This window comes from Pseudophaeobacter profundi (assembly GCF_029697505.1).
Classification (GTDB): Bacteria; Pseudomonadota; Alphaproteobacteria; order Rhodobacterales; family Rhodobacteraceae; genus Pseudophaeobacter; species Pseudophaeobacter profundi.
In genome coordinates this window covers 1-400 of the sequence record NZ_JARJEF010000096.1, presented here as the reverse complement: position 1 = coordinate 400, position 400 = coordinate 1, and the positions used below count along the sequence as shown (strand labels likewise).

Annotated in this window: 1 protein-coding gene; it reads left to right on the top strand. The window is 31.8% G+C overall.

The annotated features are described in order from the left end of the window. On the top strand, positions 1-246 hold a 246-nt coding region (locus P2081_RS20420), incomplete at its 5' end, for a hypothetical protein (RefSeq protein WP_278924623.1). Positions 247-400 lie beyond the last annotated feature (154 nt).

Genomic DNA, 400 nt, shown 5'->3' with positions numbered 1-400 from the left:
AAACGATCTATCGAAAGGCGGGCAAGCGAAGTGTTCAATCTTGAAAAGCTAGATCATAAATTATTTTCCGTTCTACTATGGCAGTATAAATTTGTGTATAGATTGAACAGCCAAAAACGTTTGTATACAAAAACCCCAGATTTTGCCCAAAATCTGGTCGTTCGAAAGGAGAACCTCTTGTTTCCCTCCATGATGTTACAAAAATTTACGAACTGTCTGTTCCTTGAAAACAAGCCTCCTAAATAAAAACAAGAATATCTCCTTGAAAAATGTTTCGAATTCGAACGTAACCACTTTATGAAATATTTTTATCTCTAAAACTGTCAAAATTATATGTTCTTAAAAAGTATTTTATGTATTTCCTATAACAAATCAACTTGACAGAAAAAAACAGTATATA